Raw genomic sequence first — 15,129 nt, 5'->3', positions numbered from 1 at the left:
GGGGTGGAGCGGCTCAGGCCGGCGCGCCGCAGTCGACGACCGCGCCGACGGCGGCGGCCAGCTGCGCGCGGGTGTGCGGGTGGACCCGTCCGGCGCGGATCCCGGGGAAGAGCAGCGCGGCGGGCAGGCGCACGACGCAGGTGGTGACGGCGCCCGTGGCGGCCGCGTCGTCGCGGTCCCAGAGCGAGCGGGCGAGCCGGTGCAGCGTGTCGAGCAGGTCGGCGTCCAGGGCGCGCAGGCCGTCGGCGACGTCCGGGGCGACGGCGTCGGTGAGCACGTCGTCGCGCTGGAGCCCGACCAGGAGCCGCGCCGCCCGGAGGTCCTGCTCGGCGAGCCGGGCCGGGGCGTCGGCGGCGGCCTGCACCGCCCGGCGGGCGTCCCGGCCGGCCTCCACGACGGCGGCCCGCTGCAGGTCGAGGAACTGCCGCGCGCGGCGCAGCCAGGCGGCCCCGACGACGGTCTCCAGCGAGCCGAAGGCGTGGTAGATGCTGCCGTTCGAGGCCCCCGACCGGGCGGCCAGCGCGCGGACGGTCAGCTGCGCGCGGCCGCGGGCCACGAGCAGCTCCTCGGCGGCGTCGAGGACCGCGTCGGGCGCGTGGACCCGGGGCCGGGGCATCGGGACCCCCTCCGTGGACGGACGAGGCCACCTTAGTGGAGCGTGCGCTCCACTACGAGCCCGGGTGCGTCAGCCGGAGGTGCGGACGTCCTCGGCGGGCTCCGTCCGCGGCGTCGGCACCGCCGCGGCCGGGGCCGACGAGATGGCCATCTCGCGGGCCATCATCCCCTGCTCGAGGCGCATCACCAGGGCCGGCGACAGGCGCATCAGCCGCCACATGACCCGCGCCTGCCGGGGCGCGACGACGACCGCCCGGTTGCGGTCCACCCCGCGCAGCACGTCGGCGGCCAGCGCGTCGGCGCCGTACAGGCGGCCCCCGCTGGCCCGGGTCAGCGCCGCGCGGACGTCGATGGCCTCCGCGGTGGGGACGCGCGGGAGGTCCGCCGGCGTCCGCTTGTCCAGCAGCGGGGTGTCCACGGCGCCCGGACACACCACGCTGACCCGCACCCCGCGGGGCGCGGCCGCGGTGCGGAGGGACAGCGAGAGGCCGACCACCGCCCACTTCGTCGTGCCGTACGGGACGTTCCCGGGCATCGGCAGCAACCCGGCGAGGGACGCCGTGTTGACGATGTGCCCGGACCCCTGCCGCAGCATCAGGGGGTAGGCGGCCTGCACGCCGTGGACGACGCCGCGCAGGTTGACGTCGACGATCCGGTCCCAGTGGGCGAGGGACAGCTCCTCCACGGGGCCGCCGAAGGCCACGCCGGCGTTGTTGAACAGCAGGTCCAGCCGGCCGTGCCGCCCTGCCGTGCCGGTGACCAGCGCCTCGACCGCCGTCGCGTCCCGCACGTCCACCGCGGCCGCGGTGGCCGCACCGGGCCCGGCGGCGCTGAGCCGCTCCGCGACCTCGGCCGCGGCCGCGCCGTCGACGTCCGCGAGGACCACCTGGTCACCCCGGCGCACCAGCGCCGCACCCAGCGCCCGCCCGATCCCCGAGGCGCCTCCGGTCACGATCGCCACCCTGGTCATGGCCCACTCCTGACAGCCGGTCCCGTGCCCGTCGCTCCTGGGGACCAGCCTCGTGCGCCCGTGGGCGCCGGACGCCGTCCCCCGCACGGCACGGGCCCGCCGTCGGCGTGGGCCGCCCGCTCGTCGACGGGCCGTGACGACCGGTGACCACCCGGCTCAGGGGAGCGCGCGACGCACCAGGACGCGGGGGAAGCCGCCGGCGACGGCGTCGGTGTCCGCGGCCTTGGTGAAGCCGGCCGCCTCGAACATCCGCCGCGTGCCGACGTAGGCCATGGTCGTGTCGACCCGCTCGTCCCCGCTGTCGGCGGGGTAGCCCTCGACGGCGGGGGCGCCGTTCGCCGCCGCGTACCCGACCGCCCCCTGCAGGAGCGCGTGCGCGATGCCCTTCCCGCGGTGGCCCGGACGCACGCGCACGCACCACAGCGACCACACCGGCAGGTCGTCGACGTGCGGGATCCTCCGCGACCGCTCGAAGGGCAGCTCCGCCCGCGGCGCGACCGCGGCCCAGCCGGCGACCTCGCCGTCGTCGTACGCGAGCACCCCCGGCGCGACCGGGCGCCCGGTGAGCGCGCGGACGTACTCCCGCCGCGCGGGACCGACGAGCTCGCGGTTGGTCCGCGAGTCGAGCCGGTGGCTCAGGCACCAGCAGACGTTGGCGTCCGGGTTCCGCGGGCCGAGCACGGCCGCGACGTCGTCGAACCGCTCACGCGTCGCCGGGTGGACCTCGATGGCCATCGCGCCACGCTAGTGACGGCGGCGGCGTCCGGCCACGCCCCGGAGCCCGGCTCAGCCGGCGGCAGCCGCCGGTGCGGCGCCCTCGGGCGCAGTCACGGGCCCTCCGCCGTCGGGGACCCGGCGGCGGCCGAGCCACCGGTCGGTGAGCCGGACGGTGAGCACCGGCAGCAGCCCGATGGTGGCGAACACGGCGGCGCCGAAGCCGACGACACCGAGCCACTGGAGAGCGCCGAACCCGGCGGTCGCGCCGACCTCCGCCGCGGCCACCCCGACGGCCGGCAGGCAGAGGAACAGCGCCCCGGCGACCGGCAGCAGCCATCGCAGGCGGTGCACCGTCAGCCCGGCCACCGCGCCGCCCGGGAGCGCGACCAGCACGTAGAGCAGCAGGACGAAGGACGTCCCGCTCCACGAGAACGTGCTCGACCCGGTCGCCGCGAGGCTGACCAGCGACATGAGCGCGCGGCTGACCGCGCCGAGCGCCGCGCCGGCGACCAGCGCCGCCAGCGCCCCCGTGCCGATCCTGAGTCCCACGGTCCCTCCCCGTCCCCGCCGATGGCGGCGGGAGGGTAGCGGTCGCGCGCCGCGTGGAGGGGCGTCCCGGCTCCGCCTCACCCGGTCCTGCGGTAGGTGAGCGTGAGGTCCTCGTCCCAGGTGGCGCCGCCGTCGCGGGAGAACTCGCCGCGCGTCACGAGCACGTCCCCGCCGTCGCCGAAGGTGCCGGTGAACCGCTGCGACATGTGCGGGTCGTCGCGCCAGAACCGCCACTCGCCCGGGCCCGCGCCGACCGCGTACAGCCGGTGGACGCCGCGGGAGTCGTAGTAGTGCATCGACAGGCGGTCGTCGACGACGCCGATGACGGCGAGCGCGTCGGGCACGTCGGGGTGGTCGCTGTGGGAGCGCCAGACGAGGAAGTGGCCGCCCTCCAGCCAGGCGAACACGGCCCGCCCGCGGATCTCCTGGCCGGGCAGCAGGGGATGGGCGCCCTCCGTCGTCCACGTCCCGGGCAGGGCCCGCAGGTGCTCCAGCTGCGCCGCCGGCGTCTCGTCGCCCATGCCGCCTCCTCCGGTCAGCGTCCCGGCTGCGCGCCCGCCAGGAACCGCTCGACGATCCCCGCCCACCGCGCGCGGGCCGCCTCGTTGGCCTCGAGGGTGGGCAGCCCCATCTGGGTCGCCACGAGCGACGCCGTCCCGTTCCGCTTCGGCTCGCTGGTGACGACGACGGAGGTGCCGTCGGCCGCCCTCGTCCGCCAGGTGATGCGCCGGTCGGTGCCGCTGACCCTCGGGTCGCCGCCGGCGACGACCTCCTGCACGGCCGCGTCGCCGTCGGCGAACGCCCGCCAGCGCTCCATGAGCTCGGTCATGCCGAGCGGCGTGGCCCGGCTGACGCTGGTCTGGAAGGTGCCGTCGGAGCGCTGGCCCGGGACGCGGCGGCCGATGTGGTGCTCGTAGGCGACCGTCACCGACTGGGTCCACCAGCCGCGCTGCTCGAAGCCGTCGCCGAGCTCCTCGTAGACGTGCAGCGCGATCGCCTGGTGGTCGAGGTCCCTCGCGCCGACGGACTCCAGGAAGCGGAGCCACTCGTCCCAGGACCGCTTCGTGGTCCGCTCGATGGGCCCGATCCGGGGGTTGTCCGCCATGGCCGCGATCCTGCCGGACCCGGCGTCGGCCGCGGGTCGGTCACGGACGCGCCCCACGTCGACCTGCTGCTGCCTCCGGCCGCCGGACACCGCCGCAGCTCGACAGGCGGCGCAACGGTCGGGCGCGCTGCAGGACCCCCAGGCGGGTGCCGGACCCTGCGCAGGAGGGTCAGCGGTCGGGCGAGAGGTCGTCGTCGGGGATCCGGACGAAGCTCCCCAGGTTCCCGCGCTCCGAGAAGGCCGCCCATGTGTTGAGCGCAGTGATGGCGACGACCAGGACGCACCAGACACGAGGAACGCCAGCCCGGTGCCGCCCGACGGCGCGCCGGACGTCGACCTGCCGCGGTCTCTGCCGCCCCGAGACGACCGGGAGTCGACAACGGGCGGGACGACCACACAGCCCGTGCCGGGCGGGCCGCGGCGGTGACCGAACGGCGTGGGCAGGATGGCGGCATGCCGCGGCTGCTCGTCGTCCACCACACGCCCTCGCCGAACCTGCAGGCGGTGCTCGAGGCGGCCCGCGAGGGCGTGGCGATGGTCGAGGAGGCCGAGCTGGTCGAGCGGCCGGCGCTGTCGGCCGGGCCCGCGGACCTGCTCGCCGCCGACGGCGTCCTGCTCGGCACCCCGGCCAACATCGGCTACATGAGCGGCGCGCTCAAGCACTTCTTCGACACCGTCTACTACCCGTGCCTGGACGCCACCGTCGGCCTGCCCTTCGGCGTGTGGGTGCACGGCGGCGACGACACCGCCGGCGCGCTGAAGGCCATCGGCACGATCACCGGCGCGCTGCGGTGGAAGCAGGTCGCGGCGCCCCTGTCGCTCACCGGCGCCCCGACGAAGGACGACCTCGAGGCGGTCCGCGAACTGGCCGCGACCGTCGCGGTGAGCCTGGAGGACCGCTGAGTCCTAGCCTGCCGGGGTGAGCACCCGTCTCGTCGTCATCGGAGGCGACGCCGCCGGCGGCAGCGCGGCGTCCCAGGCCAGGAAGCGGCAGCCCGACCTCGACGTCGTCATGTTCGAGCGCGGCCGCGCGACCTCCTACTCCGCCTGCGGCATCCCGTACTGGATCTCCGGCACCGTCGACAGCGAGGCGCGGCTGGTCGCCCGCACGCCCGAGCAGCACCGCGCGGCCGGCATCGACGTCCGCATGCGCACCGAGGTCGTCGGCATCGACACCGACAAGGGCGTCGTCCACTGGCGCGACCTCGACGCCGGCACCGAGGGAACCGAGCCCTACGACGACCTCGTCTACGCCACCGGCAGCGTGCCGATGCGCCCGCCGGTCGAGGGCATCGACGCCGAGGGCGTCTACGGCGTCCAGGTGCTCGACGACGGCGTCGCGCTGCGGGCCGAGCTCGACAGCGGGCGCGTGCAGAAGGTGGTCGTCATCGGCGGCGGCTACATCGGGCTGGAGATCGCCGAGGCGTGCCGGGTGCGCGGGCTCGAGGTCACCGTCGTCGACAAGTCGGCCACCCCGGTGGGCACCTTTGACCCCGACGTCGGGCGGTTCATCGCCGACGGCGTCCGCAGCGAGGGCGTCGACCTGGTCCTCTGCGACGGCGTCGCGGGCATCGACGTCGACCGCGACGGGCGGGCGCGCGCGGTGGTCACCGAGAGCGGCCGCGAGCTGCCCGCCGACCTCGTCGTCCTCGGCCTGGGCGTGCGGCCGAACGTGCGGCTGGCGCGGGAGTCGGGCATCCCGCTCGGCACCTCCGGCGGTGTCGCCGTCGACCAGCGGATGCGGACCCAGGTGCCCGGGGTCTGGGCGGCCGGCGACTGCGTGGAGTCCGTGCACCGGCTGTCCCGGCAGCGGGTCGTCGTCGCGCTCGGTACGCACGCGAACAAGCAGGGCCGGGTGGCCGGGATCAACATCGGCGGCGGCTACGCCACCTTCCCCGGCGTCATCGGGACGGCGATCACCAAGATCTGCACGGTCGAGGCCGCGCGCACCGGGCTGTCGGAGAAGGAGGCCGAGGACGCCGGCTACTCGTTCGTCACCGCCGCCGTCGACTCCACGACCACCGCCGGCTACATGCCCAACGCGTCCCCGATCCGGGTCAAGATGATCGCCGAGCGGCGCAGCGGCCGGCTGCTCGGCGCCCAGGTGGTCGGCGAGGAGGGCGCGGCCAAGCGGATCGACGCGCTGGCCATCTGCATCTGGAACGAGATGACCGTCGACGAGGTCCTGTCCCTGGACCTGTCCTACGCGCCGCCGTTCGCGCCGGTGTGGGACCCGGTGCTCATCGCCGCCCGCAAGGCGTTCGAGGCGGTCGAGGCCGACACCCACGGCTGACCGGGCAGCCCGGGACCGGTCAGCGCAGCACGCCCGCCATCCGCTCGACGATCGCGGTGAGCACCGGCTCGGGCGTGGCCAGGTTCAGCCGCACCGCGCCGCGCCCGGCCTCGCCGCAGCGGGCGCCGTCGACCACCGCCACGCCGGCCCGCTCGAGCAGCAGGTCGCCGGGAGCGGCGGCCGGGAGGCCTTCCAGCCAGGCCAGGTAGGTGCCCTCCGGCGGGCGGTACCGGACGCCGGGCAGGTGCGAGGCGACCAGGTCGGCGAGCAGCCGGCGGTGCCGGTCGAGGACGGCGATCGTCTCCTCCAGCCAGCCGACGCCGTCCCGGTAGGCGGCGGTGTTGGCGACCGCGCCGAGCGTCGAGCAGCCGTGCTCCACCCCGTGCCCGACCCGCGCCCACAGTTCCGCGTCGGCGTCGTCGGACAGCAGCAGCTGCGCGCACTTGAGGCCGGCGAGGTCCCACGCCTTCGACGCGCTGGTGGCGGTGAGGGTGTGCGCGGCGGTGGTGTCCGACAGCGACGCGTAGGGCACGTGCCGGGAGCCGGGGAAGACCAGCGGCGCGTGCACCTCGTCGGAGAACACCCGGCCGCCGTGCCGCTCGACCACCTCGGCGACGGCGAGCATCTCCGCGGGCTCGAGCACCCGGCCGATCGGGTTGTGCGGGTTGCACAGCACCAGCAGGTGCCCGCCGGCGCGGAAGGCGGCGTCGAGGGCGTCGAGGTCGTAGACGTACCGGTCGCCGTCGCGGGCCATCGGCACCTCGAGCACCTCCCGGCCCAGCGCCGGCGGCACCTCCAGGAACGGCATGTAGGCCGGGGTGGGCAGCACCACCGGCGAGCCGGGCCGCGACAGGTGGGTGATCGCCGCGGACAGCCCGGCCAGGACGTCGGCCATCGGCCGGATCCGCTCCGGCGGCACCTCCCAGCCGTGCCGGTCGCGCAGGAACCCGGCGGTCGCCCGCGCCATCTCGTCGGCGAGCCAGTCGGGCAGGTAGCCGAACAGGCCGCGGGCGACGGCGTCCTGCAGCGCGGCGGTGACCGCGGGCGCGGTGCCCAGGTCGGACTCGGCGACCCAGGCACCCAGCGCGTCGGGGTAGCGGGTCCACTTCAGGCTGCCGCGCGAGCGCAGGCCCGCGACCACGGCGTCGGTGTCACTCGTCACGGTGCCGATCCTGCCCGCGGGCGGCCGGGGCCCGCGCGGGCTGGGAGGGTGCTCCCCGTGCGGCTGCTGCTGGTGGTGAACGGATCGGCGGGGAGTGCCGACGGGCTGGACCCGGCGCTGGAGGTGCTGCGCGCCGGCGCCGACGTCGAGGTCGCGGCGACCGCGGACGCCGGCGACCTGGACCGGGTGCTCGCCGGGCGGGACGGGCGCCGGCTGGCCGTCGCCGGCGGCGACGGCTCCGTGCACGCGGTCGTCGCCGCGCTGGACCGCGCCGGCGCCCTCGACCCCGCCGACCCGCTCGGCGTCGTGCCGCTGGGCACCGGCAACGACCTGGCCGGCGCGCTCGGGCTGCCCGACGACCCGGCCGCCGCCGCGCGGTGCGTCCTCGACGGCCCCCCGCGCCCGCTGGACCTGCTGCGCGACGACGCCGGGGGCGTGGTGGTCAACGCGGTGCACGCCGGGATCGGCGTCCGCGCCGCGGACGAGGCCGCCGGGCTCAAGGAGCGGCTCGGCGTGCTGGCCTACCCCGTCGGCGCCGCGGTCGCCGGGATCGCCGGCGCGGAGCACCGGCTGCGGGTGACCGTGGACGGCGCCGTCGTCACCGCGCCCGCCGGCTGGGCGGCCGACGGGGCGACGCCGCTGCTCATGGTCGGCGTCTGCAACGGGCCGACGATCGGCGGCGGGACGGCGCTCGCGCCCGGCGCCGACCCCGGCGACGGCCTGGCCGACGTCGTGGTCAGCGCGGCTACGGGCGCCGCCGCGCGGGCCGCGTTCGCCGTCGCGCTGCTCGCCGGGCGGCACCCCGGCCGCGACGACGTCGTCGTCGTCCGCGGGCGGGAGGTCACCGTGACCGGCGGGCCGGCCGGCCTGGACGCCGACGGGGACCTGCTGCCGCCGGCGGCCGCGCGGACCTGGCGGCTGGTCCCGGCCGCGTGGTCGGTGTCGGTGCCGCGCTGACCGCTCAGGCGGCCGGGGACCAGCCGAGCAGGGGGCCGAGGCGCTCGGCGGTGTCGGTGAGGATCTGCTCGTAGTCGGTCTCGGTGAGGCTGAACGGCAGGGCGAACACCACCTCGGTGACCTCGCGGAAGCCGGCGTGCGCGTACAGCGCCTCGGCGATCTGCTCGGCGGTGCCGAGCAGGTCCGGGGCGAACAGCAGCCGCCCCGGCCCCTGGGGGATCCCCACCCGCGCGCTGCGGGCCTCGACGTAGGCGGCGTACCGCTCCCGCTGCTCGGCGGTCGCGCTGTCGGTCGGGATGACCACCAGGCCCTGCGACACGCGCCCGCCGGGGCTGGCCTCGCGGAAGGCCCGCACCTGGTCGGCCTGGATCGCGGCGAAGTCGGTGGAGCCGCCCTCGGCGCGGACCACGCTGCTGGTGAGGAAGTGCATGCCCGCCTGCCCGGCCCACTGCGCGGAGCGGGTGCTCGCCCCGCCGTACCAGAGCCGGTCGCGCAGGCCGGGGGAGTGCGGCTGCACCCGGTCCGACCACTCCTCGACGACGCCCTCGCGCCCGGCGAACGACGCCGCGGGCTCCCCGCCGACCAGCCGCAGCAGCCGCTCCACCCGGGCGTAGGAGAAGTCCTCGACGTCGGCGGTGTCGGGGTAGAGCGCGCCCTTGACGTCGTCCCAGTGCATCGGCGGGCCGACGCTGACCCCGGGGTTGAGCCGGCCGCCGGAGAGGACGTCCACGGTGGCGAGGTCCTCGGCCAGCCGCAGCGGGTTCTCCCAGCCGAGCGGGGTGACCGCGGTGCCGAGCTCGATCCGCCGTGTCCGCTGGGTGGCCGCGGCGAGGACGGCGACCGGCGAGGAGATGCCGTACTGCAGGTGCCGGTGGCGCAGCCAGGCGCTGTCGAAGCCCAGCCGCTCGCCGAGCTCGACCGTCCGCAGCGTCGTCTCGTGGCCCGCGGCGGGGTCGGCGGGGTCGAACAGGCCGATGGTGAGGAAGCCGAGCCGTTCGAGCGGGGTACCGGGGGCGGGCATGGCGCCGATCCTGCCCGCCCCCGGGAGGTCACTCCGCCGCGGGCCGGTCGGGATCGGTCAGCCAGTCGCGGAACAGGGTGTCGAGGTCCTGTCCGCTCACGTCCTCGGCCAGGGCCAGCAGGTCGGCGGTCGTGACGTTGCCGTCCTCGTTCTCGGACACCCAGCGGTGCAGCAGCTCGGCGAAGGCGGCCTCGCCGATCTCCAGGCGCAGGGCGTGCAGGAACGCGGCGCCCCGGTCGTAGACGGCGTCGGCGAACAGGCCGGTGGCCCCGGGGTCGGTGAGCGACACGGTCCAGAACTCGTCGTCGGCCGGGGTGGCGAGGACGTCCTCGTACGACTCCTGTGCCGTGGTGCCGCCGCGGGACTCGGTCCACATCCACTGCAGGTAGGTGGCGAAGCCCTCGTTGAGCCAGATGTCGGCCCACGTCGTCGGGCTCACGCTGTTCCCGACCCACTGGTGGGCCAGCTCGTGCGCCACCGTGGTCTCGCTCGCCGATCGGGAGTACACCGGCCGGGTCTGGGTCTCCAGCGCGTACCCGATGCTGTCGTCGTCGACGATCGCGCCGAACGAGGTGAACGGGTAGGGGCCGAGCACGTCCTCGAAGAACGCGATCATCTGCGGCTGCAGGGCCAGGCTGCGCTGGGTCGTCGCCAGCCGGTTGCCGGTCACCCCGGTGTCGACGAAGTCCAGGATCGGCAGCCCGTCCGGCCCGGTCGACGTCGTCATCGTGTAGTCGCCGATCGACGCCGTCGCGAGGTAGCTGGCCATCGGGTCGGCCGCGTGCCAGGTCCAGGTCGTCCGGTCGCCGACGGTCACCGGGTCACCGACCGGCTCACCGTTCGCGACGGCGGTCTTGCCCGCGGGGACGGTGATCCGGAAGTCGTAGGTGGCCTTGTCGGTGGGGACGTCGTTGACCGGGAACCAGGTGGGCGCGCCCTCGGGCTCGCCGGCCACGAGGACGCCGTCGGCGAAGGTGACCCAGCCGTAGAGGGCGCCCTCGGCGTCCGTGGGCTGCCCCGGGTGCCCGCTGTAGACCACGGTGACCTCGTGCGTCGTGCCGGCCTTCAGCTTGGGCGCGGCCTGGACGACGAGCTCGCCGCCGCGGCCGTCCTCACCCGGCGGCAGCTGCGTGGAGCGGGCCGGCCTGCCGTCGACCAGCACCGAGGAGACGGTCAGCCCGCGCAGGTCCAGCGAGAGGCTCGCCAGGTCCTGCGTGGTGGTCAGCGTGACGACGGCGGTGCCGTCGAGCCGGCTCTCCTGCGGCGTCGCCCCCGGGTACCAGGACAGGTCCAGGCCGTAGTGCTGCACGTCGTAGCCGCCGTTGCCGGCGGCCGGGAAGTACGGGTCCCCGCCGGAGGTGCTGCCGTCGGCGTAGCGCGGGGTTCCGGGAGCGCCGGGGGCCGCGGCGGCGGGGCCGGCGGCCGCGACCACGGACGCGGCGGCGACGAGGGCCACGGTGGCCCGGCGGGGAAGGGGGCGGAAGCGCACGGATGACCTCCTCGAGCGGCCCGGGCGGGCCGGATCGGGCCACCGTAGGGACACCGTGTGACGGACGCATGTCCGTCCGTCGTCACCGCACGCGGACGGCGAGCAGCGCGACGTCGTCGTCGAGGTCGGTGCGGCGGCGCTCGACCAGGCCGTCGGTGTAGAGCAGCACCGTGCTGCCCGGCTCCAGCGCCATCCGGTGGGTGCCCCGCGCCCGGGTGGCGTCCAGGCCCACGAGCAGGTCCGGGGGAGGGGCGAGCACCTCGACCCGGCCGTCGGCGTGCCGCAGCAGCAGCCGGGTCTGCTCACTGATCCGCTCGGCGGCCCGCCGGGCGGTCTCGGCGTCGCGGGTCAGCGCGCGCAGCCGCAGCTCGGAGGCGGCCAGCCCGGCGACCTGGGTGAGCACCGCGACGTCGGTGTCGGTCCAGTCGCGGGGCCGGGAGTCGATGGCGCAGACCGCGCCCACCACCTCGCCGTCCGGGCCGACCAGCGGCACCCCGCAGTAGGCGACCACGCCGAGGTCGTCGATCGCCCGGTTGCCGGCCAGGACCTCCACCTCGCGGGCGTCGCGGACCACCGGCGGCCGCGTGGTGGCCCGCACGTACTGGCAGAACGAGTGGCTCAGCGGGGTGCTGCGGCGGGCCTGCCACTCGGGCGGGAGGCCGACCGCGCCGGGGAACACCTGGCGGTCGGGCTGCACGAGGGTCACCAGCGCGGTGGGGACGTCGAGCAGCGTGCGGACCAGGACGACCAGCCGGTCGAAGTCGGCGTCGGCGATGCCCGACGGGTCGTCGGTCCCGCTGTCCGCGCTGGTCACGGGCCCACGGTGGTCGGCCCGCGCGCGGTCACCGGGGGAGCCGGCCCATCAGGTGGAACTCGGGGTTGGGCGGGATCGCGGCGAAGTGCGCGAGCCGGTTGGACAGCGCGAAGAAGGCGGTGATCGCGCCCACGTCCCAGACGTCGTCCTGGGTGAGGCCGTGCGCGCGCAGCCTGTCGAGGTCGGCGGCGGTCACGGCGGCGGGGTCGGTGGCCAGCCGGACGGCGACGTCGAGGACGGTGCGCATCCGGTCGTCGAGCGGGGCCTTGCGCCAGTCGACGGCGACCAGGTCGGCCAGGTACGGGTCGCGGGTGCGGATGCGCGCGATCGCGCCGTGCGCCACCACGCAGTACGCGCAGTCGTTGGCCGCGCTGGTGGCGACCACGATCAGCTCCCGCTCGCCGGTCGACAGGCCTGGGGTGTCCTTGTCCATGAGCGCGTCGTGCATCCCGAGGAACGCCCGCTCCTCGGCCGGCCGCCAGGCCAGCGCCGCGAAGACGTTGGGCAGGAACCCCGACTTCTCCTGCACCTCGGCGTGGCGCTCGGCCAGGTCCGGCGGCAGGTCGGCGGGGTCGGCGACGGGGAAGCGGCTGATCGGCGCCGGGTCGGTGGTCACCCGTGCAGCGTGCCCCGCCACCGGTCCGGCGTCGACCGTGTGCGCCGGCGCCGCGTCCCGGGCGCCGGAGTACGGCGTCCGCGCACACCGTCGTGCGGACCCGCCCGGGATCAGTCGCCGACGACGACGCGGTCGCGGCCCTCGCGCTTGGCGCGGTAGAGGCGGGCGTCGGCGCGGCCGAGCAGCTGCGCGGGCGTCCGGTCGGTGACCTCGCTGGTGCTGGCGGCGCCGATGCTCACGGTCACCGGCAGGTCCCCGGTGAGCGGACCCCACGGGTGGGCGGCCACGGCGCTGCGGACGTCCTCCAGGTGCCGGGCCGCGGCCGCGGCGTCGGCGCCGGCGAGGACGACGAGGAACTCCTCACCGCCCAGCCGGGCGACCAGCGAGGCGGTGCCCGGGGCCGGGAGGTCCTGCACGATGCCCGCGACGGTGCGCAGCACCTCGTCGCCGACGGCGTGCGAGCAGGTGTCGTTGACCCGCTTGAAGTGGTCCAGGTCCAGCAGCGCCACCCACACCAGCGCGCCGTCGGCCAGGAGCCGGGGCAGCTCGTCGTCGACGTGCCGGCGGTTGTGCAGGCCGGTGAGCGGGTCGCGCAGGGAGAGCTCGCGCCAGCGGCGGCTCTGCCGGCGGGCCTCGGTGGTCTCGTACATGGCCTGCAGCGCGCGGGCGCGGGACTCGCGCTGGGCGGACTGCTGCTCCATCAGTTCGGCGCAGTAGCGCTTGTGCTCCTCGAAGGCCGCGCGGTGGTCGCCGGCGGCGGCGTGCAGCTCGGCCTGCTCGGCGCGGGCGCGCACCCGGATCGAGGTCAGCCCGTGCTGCAGGCAGCGGCGCACGCACTCGTCGAGGGTCCGCTGGGCGGCGTCGACGGCGCCGCGGCGGCGCTGCACCTCGGCGAGGGTGAGCAGGAAGTCGGCCCCGGCGTCGCCGTCGTGGGAGCTGTCGAGGACCTCCGGCGCCAGACCCGGCAGCAGCGCCTCCTCGGCCTCGTCCAGCCGGTGCAGGCCCATGAGCGCGCGGGCGACGGTGTCCAGCCGGCCGACGTCGAGCGGGACGCCGTGCGCGGCGGCCAGGTCCTGCAGCCGGGTGCTGAAGTGCAGGGCGTCGGCGAACCGGCCGGCGAGGGTGTCGGTGTAGGCGCGGTTGTTGAGGATGCGCAGCTGCCGGTCGACGTCCCCCAGGTCCTCGGCCAGCCGGAGGACGGTGGCGTAGCGCTCGGGGGCGGCGGGGTCGCGGGACAGGCCCAGGACGTCGGCCAGCCGGACCAGGTGGTCGACCCGCAGCGCCGGGAGGGCGTCGTCGTCGAGCAGGTCGACGCCCTGCACGGCGTGCTCCAGCGCGCCGGCGAGGTCGCCGAGCTCCTGGAACACCGCGGTGAGGACGAAGGAGCTGCGGGCGAGCAGGTGCCGGGACCGGGCCTCGGTGGCCCAGCGGTGCACCTCGTGCGCGATCCGGCCGCCCTCGGCCACCGAGCCGCGCCGCCGCAGCAGGTCGGCGGCCACCAGCCGCGCCCGCTGCTCGAGGTCGGGGCGGCCGAGCTCGCGGGCGGTGCCGGCGGCGGCGCCGGCGCGCTCCGCGGCCGTCTCGGAGTCGAAGCGGGCGAGGGTCTCCAGCTCGTCGAGCGTCGTGAGCAGGACCCCGAGCGGGTCCGGCGGCCACGGGGAGCTCCCGGGCACGGCGCCGGCGTCCGGACGGACGGCGAGACTGGTCACGACTCCCCATCGGCACAGGGGGCCCGCCGTGACAGGGCGGGCACGGGATCCCCACCCGGTCGGGTGAGCCCGGGGGTGCTCGCCGGGCAGCCGGCCATCGGCACCTCCGCGGGGCGTGCGAACCGCTGTACCGCCCATCACAGCAGATGCCACCCCCGGACGGGGGGACGCGCGCCCGGGGGCCTGCGCCGGGGCGCGGCTCAGGCCCGGCGCCGGCGGAGCACGCCCTCCTGGACGACGGTCAGCACCAGCCGGCCCGCGCGGTCGAACACCCGCCCCGAGCACAGCGCGCGGCCGCCCGCGGACCAGGCGCTCTCCTGCTCGAAGCACAGCCAGGTGTCGGCGCGGGCCGGGCCGTGGAACCAGACGGCGTGGTCGAGACTCGCCGTCACCAGGCCGGGGTCGCCGATGACCGCCGCGTGCGGGGCGACCGCGACGGCGAGCAGCAGCATGTCGGTGGCGTAGGCGAGCGCGCAGGCGTGCAGCCGCGGGTCGTCGGGCAGCGCCTCGCGGGAGCGGAACCAGAAGCGCTGCCGCGGCGGCGCCGGCTCGCCCCGGCCGGCGGCGATCCGGGGCGGCCCGCCGTCGAACCGGAAGTCGAACGGGTGCCGCGCGTCCAGCCAGGCCAGCCACGCGAGGACGGAGGCCGGGGCGCCGGCCGCCGCGTCGGCCGGCGCGGCCAGCGACTCCGGCGGCGGGGCGTCCAGGGTGGGCACCTGGTGCTCGGGGCCGGTCTCGGGCCGGGCGAACGACGCCGTCAGCACCAGGACCGTCTCCCCGTGCTGGACGGCGGCGACCTCCCGGGTGGTGTAGCTGCCGCCGTCGCGCACCCGGGTGACCTGCAGGTCGGTGGGCGCGGCCGGGTCGCCGGCGCGGACGAAGTAGGCGTGCAGCGAGTGCACCGCCCGGTCGTCCGGGACGGTCGCCGTCGCGGCGAGCAGCGCCTGGGCGACCACCGCGCCGCCGAACGCCCGGTCGGCCGGCACGCCGCGCGCCGCGCCGCGGAACCGGCCGGGCGCGGCCTCCGCGACGTCGAGCAGGGCGACCAGCCCGCCGGGGACCGGACCGCCGCCGACCGGCTGTGCCACGCCCTGCCTCCCCGTCCGCCCGAC

Annotated in this window: 16 protein-coding genes; 3 read left to right on the top strand and 13 right to left on the bottom strand. The window is 76.8% G+C overall.

Annotation, left to right across the window (positions count from 1 at the left end; genetic code table 11):
• Positions 1 to 13 precede the first annotated feature (13 nt).
• From ACI8AR_RS07220 to ACI8AR_RS07195, 6 genes are all read right to left on the bottom strand, one after another.
• Positions 14 to 616, bottom strand: coding sequence for a helix-turn-helix domain-containing protein (locus tag ACI8AR_RS07220; RefSeq protein WP_457050391.1), 603 nt, complete (start codon positions 614 to 616; stop codon positions 14 to 16).
• Positions 617 to 685: 69 nt separating this feature from the next.
• Positions 686 to 1,585, bottom strand: a complete 900-nt coding sequence (locus ACI8AR_RS07215) for an SDR family NAD(P)-dependent oxidoreductase (RefSeq protein ID WP_457050390.1) — start codon at positions 1,583 to 1,585, stop codon at positions 686 to 688.
• 156 nt (positions 1,586 to 1,741) lie between these two features.
• Positions 1,742 to 2,320, bottom strand: a complete 579-nt coding sequence (locus ACI8AR_RS07210; protein ID WP_456936276.1) for a GNAT family N-acetyltransferase — start codon at positions 2,318 to 2,320, stop codon at positions 1,742 to 1,744.
• 51 nt (positions 2,321 to 2,371) lie between these two features.
• Entirely contained in the window at positions 2,372 to 2,851 is a 480-nt protein-coding gene (locus tag ACI8AR_RS07205) for a hypothetical protein (protein ID WP_457050389.1), read from the bottom strand.
• 77 nt (positions 2,852 to 2,928) lie between these two features.
• Complete coding sequence (locus ACI8AR_RS07200; RefSeq protein ID WP_457050388.1) at positions 2,929 to 3,372, bottom strand: hypothetical protein; 444 nt, start codon at positions 3,370 to 3,372, stop codon at positions 2,929 to 2,931.
• 14 nt (positions 3,373 to 3,386) lie between these two features.
• Positions 3,387 to 3,956 carry a hypothetical protein gene (locus tag ACI8AR_RS07195; protein ID WP_457050387.1) on the bottom strand — a complete coding sequence of 190 codons (570 nt, stop codon included), beginning with the start codon at positions 3,954 to 3,956 and terminating at the stop codon, positions 3,387 to 3,389.
• Positions 3,957 to 4,409: 453 nt separating this feature from the next.
• On the opposite strand from ACI8AR_RS07195, the gene ACI8AR_RS07190 reads away from it, so the two are divergent.
• Together ACI8AR_RS07190 and ACI8AR_RS07185 are read left to right on the top strand one after the other, a co-directional pair.
• Positions 4,410 to 4,859: a flavodoxin family protein gene (locus tag ACI8AR_RS07190; RefSeq protein WP_456936280.1), complete on the top strand. Its 450-nt coding sequence runs from the start codon at positions 4,410 to 4,412 to the stop codon at positions 4,857 to 4,859.
• A gap of 16 nt (positions 4,860 to 4,875) precedes the next feature.
• On the top strand, positions 4,876 to 6,249 hold the full coding sequence (locus ACI8AR_RS07185; protein WP_457050386.1) for an FAD-dependent oxidoreductase: 1,374 nt from the start codon (positions 4,876 to 4,878) through the stop codon (positions 6,247 to 6,249).
• Between the two features lie 19 nt (positions 6,250 to 6,268).
• On the opposite strand, the gene ACI8AR_RS07180 is transcribed toward ACI8AR_RS07185, so the two are convergent.
• Complete coding sequence (locus tag ACI8AR_RS07180) at positions 6,269 to 7,411, bottom strand: MalY/PatB family protein (protein ID WP_457050385.1); 1,143 nt, start codon at positions 7,409 to 7,411, stop codon at positions 6,269 to 6,271.
• 57 nt (positions 7,412 to 7,468) lie between these two features.
• Between ACI8AR_RS07180 and ACI8AR_RS07175 the strand changes: the two genes are divergently transcribed.
• Positions 7,469 to 8,368, top strand: a complete 900-nt coding sequence (locus ACI8AR_RS07175) for a diacylglycerol/lipid kinase family protein (RefSeq protein ID WP_457050384.1) — start codon at positions 7,469 to 7,471, stop codon at positions 8,366 to 8,368.
• Between the two features lie 4 nt (positions 8,369 to 8,372).
• Here ACI8AR_RS07175 and ACI8AR_RS07170 read toward each other — a convergent pair whose 3' ends face one another.
• The 6 genes from ACI8AR_RS07170 to ACI8AR_RS07145 form a co-directional block, all read right to left on the bottom strand.
• Positions 8,373 to 9,389: an LLM class flavin-dependent oxidoreductase gene (locus tag ACI8AR_RS07170; protein WP_457050383.1), complete on the bottom strand. Its 1,017-nt coding sequence runs from the start codon at positions 9,387 to 9,389 to the stop codon at positions 8,373 to 8,375.
• A gap of 28 nt (positions 9,390 to 9,417) precedes the next feature.
• Positions 9,418 to 10,878, bottom strand: coding sequence for a M1 family metallopeptidase (locus tag ACI8AR_RS07165; RefSeq protein ID WP_457050382.1), 1,461 nt, complete (start codon positions 10,876 to 10,878; stop codon positions 9,418 to 9,420).
• An 82-nt stretch (positions 10,879 to 10,960) separates the two neighbouring features.
• Complete coding sequence (locus ACI8AR_RS07160) at positions 10,961 to 11,692, bottom strand: GAF domain-containing protein (protein ID WP_457050381.1); 732 nt, start codon at positions 11,690 to 11,692, stop codon at positions 10,961 to 10,963.
• Positions 11,693 to 11,720: 28 nt separating this feature from the next.
• Positions 11,721 to 12,308, bottom strand: a complete 588-nt coding sequence (locus tag ACI8AR_RS07155; protein WP_457050380.1) for a peroxidase-related enzyme — start codon at positions 12,306 to 12,308, stop codon at positions 11,721 to 11,723.
• Positions 12,309 to 12,418: 110 nt separating this feature from the next.
• Positions 12,419 to 14,017, bottom strand: coding sequence for a GGDEF domain-containing protein (locus tag ACI8AR_RS07150; RefSeq protein WP_457050379.1), 1,599 nt, complete (start codon positions 14,015 to 14,017; stop codon positions 12,419 to 12,421).
• A 200-nt stretch (positions 14,018 to 14,217) separates the two neighbouring features.
• Positions 14,218 to 15,105: an acyl-CoA thioesterase gene (locus ACI8AR_RS07145; RefSeq protein ID WP_457050378.1), complete on the bottom strand. Its 888-nt coding sequence runs from the start codon at positions 15,103 to 15,105 to the stop codon at positions 14,218 to 14,220.
• Positions 15,106 to 15,129: the final 24 nt, after the last annotated feature.

Source organism: Geodermatophilus sp. SYSU D01036 (genome assembly GCF_054050435.1).
Note: the sequence above shows the minus strand (reverse complement) of the source record. Positions and strands in the feature narration are given on the sequence as shown.